Source organism: Legionella parisiensis, assembly GCF_001467945.1.
Classification (GTDB): domain Bacteria; phylum Pseudomonadota; class Gammaproteobacteria; order Legionellales; family Legionellaceae; genus Legionella; species Legionella parisiensis.
Genome location: NZ_LNYQ01000013.1, coordinates 2760671 through 2768684 on the forward strand (window position 1 = coordinate 2760671; position 8014 = coordinate 2768684).

The following is an 8014-nucleotide window of genomic DNA, read 5'->3' on the forward strand; positions in this document are numbered from 1 at the left end:
GCCGCGACGTATGAGATAGTGGATTAATGGCTGGGCCAAACCGCCTGTACCACCGGTAATGAGGTAGCTTGCTTCTCGGTCGAATAATATTTCATGGTGCTCCGGAGCGAATGGCAGCTGTGTTTTCTTAAGCCTGGGCACATAAATGGCATCCCGCACCGCAAATTGGGTCTCTGCACTTGTGGTAGAAAAGAGATAGCGCAACACCTCGCTTAAGGTACTGCGTGAGTCTAAGTCAATGGTGTAATTTTTAGGGAATTCAAGTTCGTTTCTGAAGCTTTTCCAAAACGAACTGGCCATGGTGTGGTACGGATTGACCCTGTCAGTGGTGTATTTGTCGTTGAGAGCATATGCGTTTTCAGTCACGAAGATAAAACGGGCAGGCTGCTGTTGAAACATCCGTTGACACCAATGAAAGAATTCAGTGAAGTGTGCCTCATCGTACAGGAATACGATATTTTTATGCGCCACCTCCTCAAATTGGCTGACATCATTGATGATCTGATACTTAAGCCCCCCTAATATTTTTTGCGCGCGCGCCTCATCGTGTGCCACAACCCAAAGGTCCGGAAGTTCTGCAGTGCTGGGAACGTTGGTATGCAGCAGATTCCAGGTGCGGTTATAAAAATGCTGAAAAGCAAAGTCATCATCACTGAAAGGGCGCACGTCCGCTTCTTTTTCCAGCCAAAATTCACGGCGGTCAAACGTGTAGTTGGGCAAGGAGACTTTAGTGAATGTCCCAGGGAAGGTGGCATAGTAATACTGCCAATCAACGTCTCGACCTTGTAGGTACTCACTAACGAGTGCCGTAAGCTCTGGGGACGTATCGATGGACTTTGTGTCCTCAGGGAATGAAATAAACGCACCTTGCTGCACCAACTGACTGGCTTCAGCAGTACTCTTGGCTGCTACGGCGAGGCGATAAGAATAGTGCTCCCGGCAGGTGGCGGCAGTAAAGCAGATGTCGTGAAAAGCATCAGAGGTTGTTGCTAAATACTGTTGGTAACGTTTGGCCAGATTATCTAAGGCGCTCAGGCTTTTGGCGGACAACACCAGCACCTGCGTGGTCGCCGGGGGGCTGGTTTTTTGTGGAGTCTGTGCCGGAAACTCCTGAAGAATGACATGGGCGTTGGTACCACTAAAACCAAACGCATTGATGGCGGCGCATTTCAGTGGGGCTTGGGTAGTCCAATCCATGGTCTCTAATGCAAGACGAGTCTTATCCAGTTTGATTTTGGGATTTAACCGTTGAAAATTGATGTTTTTATAAATTCGTCCTTTCTGCAAGCTCAAAATGACCTTAATCATACTGGCCACACCGGCCGCACTTTCAAGATGCCCCAGATTCGTTTTTACGGCACCAAGATAGAGTGGATTATCTGGACTGCGCTGCGCGCCATAAACTTGATTGATGGCATGAACCTCGATGGGGTCGCCCAGGGGAGTGCCTGTTCCGTGCGTCTCGATGTAGCTGATGTCACTGCCCGCTAGAGAATTCTGGCTGCTTAACGCTTTGCGCATGACCTCTTCCTGGCTTTTCCCATTAGGCACGGTTAACCCGGCAGTCTTTCCATCATTACTGACCGCCGAGGCTTTAATCACCGCCAAAATCGTATCGTTATCGCGTAAGGCATCTGCGAGGCGTTTCAGGAATAACACCCCACACCCTTCAGCACGCACATACCCATCAGCCCCTTCGTCAAAGGTTTTGCATTGACTCGTCAATGATAAGGCTTTGGCTTTGCACAGATTGATAATGCTTTCGGGGCGCAACAACACATTCACCCCACCTGCGAGTGCAAAATCGATTTCCCGAGTTTTTAAGCTTTGACAGGCATAATGGATTGCGACTAATGATGAAGAACACGCCGTATCAAAGCTTACTGCAGGCCCCTTGAAATCAAAGGTATAGGTGACGCGCCCAGGTATCATGTTTAACGCTTTGCCGGTGACTGCAAACATCCCCATCTCTTCCTGCGACAACCCAGCCTTTTCCAGTTGTGAATAATATTCATGAGACGCCCCAACCCCGGCAAAGACTCCCGTTAAGCTCCCCCGCAACGAGTGAACTGGGTAGTTTGCGTTTTCCAAAGCATTATAACAATGCTCCAAAAAGAGACGTTGTTGGGGATCCATTAATGGCGCTTCGCGGGGGCTGACTCCAAAAAACTGCGCATCAAACAATTTGATGTTGTCGATGAGTCCCAGCTTCGTGATGTAAGATTTTCCGGGGGCATCCGGATTGGGATCGTAATATTTTTTATTGTCCCAACGCTCAAGGGGGATCTCTTTAACACCGCTTAGTCCTTGTTCAAGCAGTGTCTGGAAAGCAGCAACATCAGGGGCCCCAGGCAGAGAACAGCTCATGCTGATAATCGCAATCGGTTCATTCAAGATGTTATCTTTGGTCTCTTGATGTCCTTTTTGTGTCTGCATTGTGTACCTCTAAAGTAGTTACTTAAATTTTAGCTAGGAATGACGCTTCTGTCTAAACAAGAAGACCTAGACTATAATACTTATAAAAAAGCTAAATTATGATAAGTTTTAAAGGCCTCTCCTTTTGCAAAATAATCTCATATTGATGGCGGTAAGATGGAAGCTTGTCCAGAAGAACTATTGGCCTGATTCATAAGATAGATTTTATTGATAGGACAGTCGTGAATGTCTAATACAATTTTAAATAAACAATTTACAATTGGTAAATTACATTTTGTCAGTGAGCATGAAACACGTGGGTTGATCTATGAAATTTTTTATCAAAAAACTTATTTGCCAGATTATCTCACTTTAAATCCTGGCTCGATTATTATAGACGTAGGGGCACATATTGGACTTTTTTCACTATTTGCCCTACGTCAATGCAAAAATGATGCATTGATTTATAGTTTTGAACCTTTTCCTATCTCTTTTGAATGTCTAAAGAGGAACTTAGCTCCATTCGGAGAAAAATGCCGCCCATATAACATTGGAATTGGTGATGTTACAGAAGATTGTTCCGTAGAGTTTACCTGTTTTGGGGACGATCTTTCAACTGTAACCTATAAGCCTCTGGATAAAATGATTTCTAATTACAATCCTCTGTTAGATTATGATAATTTATTAAAAATTGCTCGATACCGGGATAAATTATTATATTATCAATTGAAATTTTTACCTTTTATGCGACGCTACTTGATTAAACGGAACTTTAAAAAACGAACAGCAGAAACAAAAGTCTTATGTCCGCTTACATCGCTTAGCCAGTTTATCGAAAAAAACCCGATAGAGCAGATCGATTTTTTGAAAATTGATGTAGAGGGGGCGGAGTTTGAAGTTGTAAAAAGCATTAAGCCCGCACAATTTCCTATGATTCAACAGTTATCTATCGAAGTGCATGATATAGATAATAGAGTAGAGCATCTTGCGACATATTTGCGAGAACTGGGGTATCTTATTCAGATCAATAGAAATCCTCTTTATGAAAAGTTGGATTGGAACCAATACATGATCTATGCAAAAAGAGCAGTTTAATAAATGAAAGAAAGCAAACTTAGAAAAATACATCGATTTTTGATGCAGTTATCACCCATTTTGCGCATAGCATTGATCCGGTGGCTTTATAATAAATTTGCTTTGAAAAACAAGTCGAAACAAAGTGTTTTTCTGAACTATGGGTATCATGATGAGACCAGCTTATCGTTAAATCCCGAGGATGAACCGAATCGATATTTCATTCAACTTTATCATCGCGTTGTCAGAGATATCGATTTACATAACAAAGATATTGTTGAAGTCGGATGCGGTCAAGGTGCCGGTGGTAACTTCTTATTGCAGTATAAAAAACCTCGCTCTTATATTGGTGTTGATTTGTCTGGGAAAGCAATTGAAATATGTCAGCGCAACTGCAAATCGGCCAATGCGCGTTGGATTCAAGGACGTGCAGATGCCTTACCTATCCCTGACCAGAGTGTGGATGTGCTTGTCAATGTAGAATCATCGCATTGTTATCCTTCAATGGAAAAATTTCTTAGCGAAGTCTGGCGCGTACTTCGACCTAATGGTTATATGGCATTTACCGATCTACGTCCGTCTTCAGAGGTAGAGTTGCTAGACAAATGTATCAGTGCCTCTGGCTTATACGTTATTAATCGTTCTGATATTACTCCTCAAGTACTTGATTCGTTAACTCGTTTGTCGGACAGGCGAAAAGCCCACATTAATGCAACTTACTCCCCCATATGGCGTCAAGCAGTTCGCGACATATCTGCGGTGAAGGGTTCAGTTACTTATAATGGGTTTATAAATGGACAACAGAAGTATCTTTGCTATTTGTTACAAAGGAAAAGCGCAGATATTTTGCATAATCTAATGAGGTAACACGATGCAGACAAAAAAAGGACATCAAGATAGCATAAGTGACATCTTGGGTGAACCGATTGCTATTATTGGAATGAATTGTCAATTTCCTGGGATTAATTCTGATGTCGAAGATGTCGATACATTTTATGAAATGTTGCTCAAAGAACAAACTTCAATTAAAGAAGTGCCTGAAAATCGCTGGGATATTAATCAATATTATGATCCTGATCGACAGAAAGAAAATAAAATAGTCAGCCGTAAGGGAGGGTTTTTGACTGATCCTCAATTATTCGATGCTGCTTTTTTTAAAATAACACCCACTGAAGCAAAACAAATGGATCCGCAGCAACGTCTTTTTTTAGAGGTTTCCATCCGTGCTTTGAATCATGCCAACATCCCACTCGATTCATTAAAAAACACCAATACTGGGGTATATTGCGGTATTTCTACGCACGATTACGGCCAGTTGAATTACAAAGACCACATTACATTTAATGCCTACACCTATATTGGCTCAGCTGACAGCGCTGCGCCAGGGCGACTGTGTCACTTTCTTAATTTAAAAGGCCCATGCATGACGGTAGATACTGCCTGCTCGTCCTCACTGTCGGCACTTTATCTTGCTACGATGGCATTAAGAAATCAGCAGTGTGATATGGCGATTGTTGGCGGAGTCCATCTGAGTCTTTGTCCTGAAATTTTTATAGGTGTAACAAAAGCAAATATGCTCTCCGCTCTTGGCCAGTGTAGTAGCTTTGATGCAACAGCTGATGGTTATGCGCGTAGTGAAGGGTGTGGTGTGGTTGTTGTAAAACGGCTTCGTGATGCGTTAAGAGACAAAAATAAAATTCTTGCGGTGATTAAAAGCATTGTCATGAATCAAGATGGCGGCGGCGGGATGGGTATGGCTGCACCAAATATCGAGGCGCAAATTGCAATGCATCAGACAGCATTGGAGCAGGCTCATGTGACAGCAACTGATATTGACTATATTGAAACCCATGGAACCGGCACGATTTTGGGTGATTCGGTTGAATTTAACGCGATTCAACACATACATCAGGGGCATCACTCTGAAGACCGCCCGTTAATTATCGGTGCATTAAAAAGTAATCTAGGACATACTATTTCCGCATCAGGTATTGCATCACTCATTAAAGCGATTGCCGTCTTAAACCATGAACTCATTCCTGCTAATTTGCATTACACAACACCCAGCCCATCGATTGACCCCGCCAGTATCCCTGCACTTCTCCCTGTTAAGGCGACACCCTTTGTGAAAAATCCTGATAAAAAAAGGTATGTGCAAATATCTAATTTTGGTTTTACAGGTACGAATGTGAGTGCAATTATTGAAGAGCAGCCTGATTTGGAATTAACCTCATCCATTTCCGATTCCGACAGACTTCAGTGTTTTGTTATTTCGGCACGCAGCGAGTACTCATTGAAGCAGATGCTGGCAAGCCATCTGCGCTATTTAAAGGAATCCTCTACAAGCCTGCATGATGTGTGTTCCACTTTAATCAATTGTCGCGATCATTATAAGTTTCGTTGCGCCATCATGGCCAAAAATAAAGAAGAATTAATTGAAAAAATTGAATCTGAATCATATGAGCTGCACAAAGTAGTCCCCAAAAAAGACATCTACATCATAGAAAATAAGGCACAAACGATTTATGCACATTATCGTTCAGGAGCCAACATCAGGTTTGATAGCAACAGAGACTCATACAATCAAGTTGATTTACCACTGTATTTTTTTGATAGAAAAGCGTATTGGCATGATAAAGAAAATAAAGACACCGTAGTTGATGCGCCGGTACCTCAAGATTGGGGCTTCCATGTAGAATGGCAAAACCAACCCTTTGAGAAAGAACATTGCAAAATATTAGGTAAGTCTTGGCTTTTAATGGGGGGCAAACAATTAGCTCCTGGTTTTATAGAGCAAGGATTACCTATTGTACTGGAAGATGATAACCCTGCATTAGACACACTGGATGGGATTATTTTTGCAGCAGATTTTGATGCAATGCCTCCAAAGAATATTGAAGCCCGCATCGATTTACAAAAAGACACACTAAAAAAATTATTGAACCTCGTCAAAGAGTTACAACATAAAGAAATTGAACTGCAGCTCATAGTTCTCACGACCAACGCGATACCAGAGCTTACCGGTGATATTTTGAATCTTGATAGCAGCATGCTCTTGGGATTTTGCAAGACTTTAGCTTTAGAATTACCTCAATATCAAACGATTCTCATTGATTTGGACAAATACGATTCTGGTCATTATTCGATGCAGGTAATCAATGAAATTCATTATAACTATGGCCAAAATTACGAACATATTGTTGCGTATCGTAATGATCAACGATGGGTCTCACGTTTAAAGAGAGTCACACTGCCGGACAAAAAACTATCACTATGGGGCGAAGGACGCTACCTTATCACAGGAGGGTGTGGTGGTTTAGGTCTGGTAACTGCACAAGCTTTGCTGTCAGTTGGTGCCAAAGAGTTAATTCTTATCTCAAGGCATGTAGATAAGCCCGAATTAAATGCACGTATTAAAGAAATTCAATCTCAATATCCGAAGCAAATGATTCGTACGGTGGGTTTAGATATTACCGATAAAGAAAAACTTCGTAGTTTGTTATCAGAGAGTAACGCGGATGGTTTGTTAAAGGGTATTATTCATGCTGCCGGTGCCTCAATAAATGCACCGTTGGTTGAGCACCAGGATGAAGATATTGACTCTTTATTTTCTGCCAAGGTAAGAGGCGGCTGGTATTTGCATGAGCTAAGCCAACACTGTGATCTGGATTTTTTTGTCGTCTACTCTTCTGTGTCTTCGGTATTTGGCAGCAACAAAGAGTCAGTCTATAGTGCTACTAATAGTTTTTTAGATGCCTTAATTACAGCGCGTCAACGTTTGAAGCTGGTGGGTACCGCAATTCAATGGGGACCTTGGGCTGAGGTTGGTATGGCAGAAAAACGAGCACGCGATCCAAGTTTAAAAAGGGCATTTATTGATAATGATCAAGGTCGTGCTTTGATTAATCGTATAATCGATAGCCCACTAACTCATGTCACCATTATATCACCCGAATACCTCAAGTTTATGTTAGATTTTGTGCCAAAACCACGGCCTTTATTTTATCAAGATCTGGCAAACGATCTGAATGGAGTTGAGCCCAAGGGTAATGAAAACATATCACCTTGGCTTAATGAATACGTGAAGATGAACGATAATCGAAAAAGTATCTTCTGCAAGAGTATGGTTTCTACACTCTGTAAAAAAATCCTTGAGCTACCCGAGACAGAAGAACTGGAAGAGCACGAAGGATTTTTTGAGCTGGGTTTTGATTCGTTAATGGTCACTGAATTGGCGACTCGGTTAAAGGAACAACTAAAGCCCTTTCTTAACGTAACTGCGACTATTGGCTTTGATTATCCATCAATCAGTAAACTTGCCGAATACGTTGAATCGGAGTTGAAAAAGAATCTTATTCAAACGCAAACGCTGAAGTCATCAGCAGAAGGTGCTGATGATGCGATTGCGATTATCAGCATGAGTTGTTCTCTGCCTGGGACCCCTGATGTTGCTGCTTTCCAGACACTGCTTGAACAAGGACTAAGCGGTGTTAAAGAGATCCCCCTTGAGCGTTGGGACAATAAA

General features: G+C 42.2%; 3 protein-coding genes and 1 pseudogene. 3 read left to right on the forward strand and 1 reads right to left on the reverse strand.

Going from position 1 to position 8014, the window contains the following annotated elements:
• Nucleotides 1-672: 672 nt before the first annotated feature.
• Nucleotides 673-2394, reverse strand: a pseudogene (locus Lpar_RS18255) (type I polyketide synthase); the annotation flags it as partial.
• A 267-nt stretch (nucleotides 2395-2661) separates the two neighbouring features.
• Here Lpar_RS18255 and Lpar_RS18260 point away from each other — a divergent pair.
• The 3 genes from Lpar_RS18260 to Lpar_RS18270 form a co-directional block, all read left to right on the forward strand.
• Entirely contained in the window at nucleotides 2662-3510 is an 849-nt protein-coding gene (locus tag Lpar_RS18260; protein ID WP_058519184.1) for an FkbM family methyltransferase, read from the forward strand.
• A gap of 3 nt (nucleotides 3511-3513) precedes the next feature.
• Complete coding sequence (locus tag Lpar_RS18265; protein WP_058519185.1) at nucleotides 3514-4356, forward strand: class I SAM-dependent methyltransferase; 843 nt, start codon at nucleotides 3514-3516, stop codon at nucleotides 4354-4356.
• A gap of 4 nt (nucleotides 4357-4360) precedes the next feature.
• A partial coding sequence (locus tag Lpar_RS18270; protein ID WP_156416221.1) for a type I polyketide synthase occupies nucleotides 4361-8014 on the forward strand: 3654 nt, incomplete at its 3' end.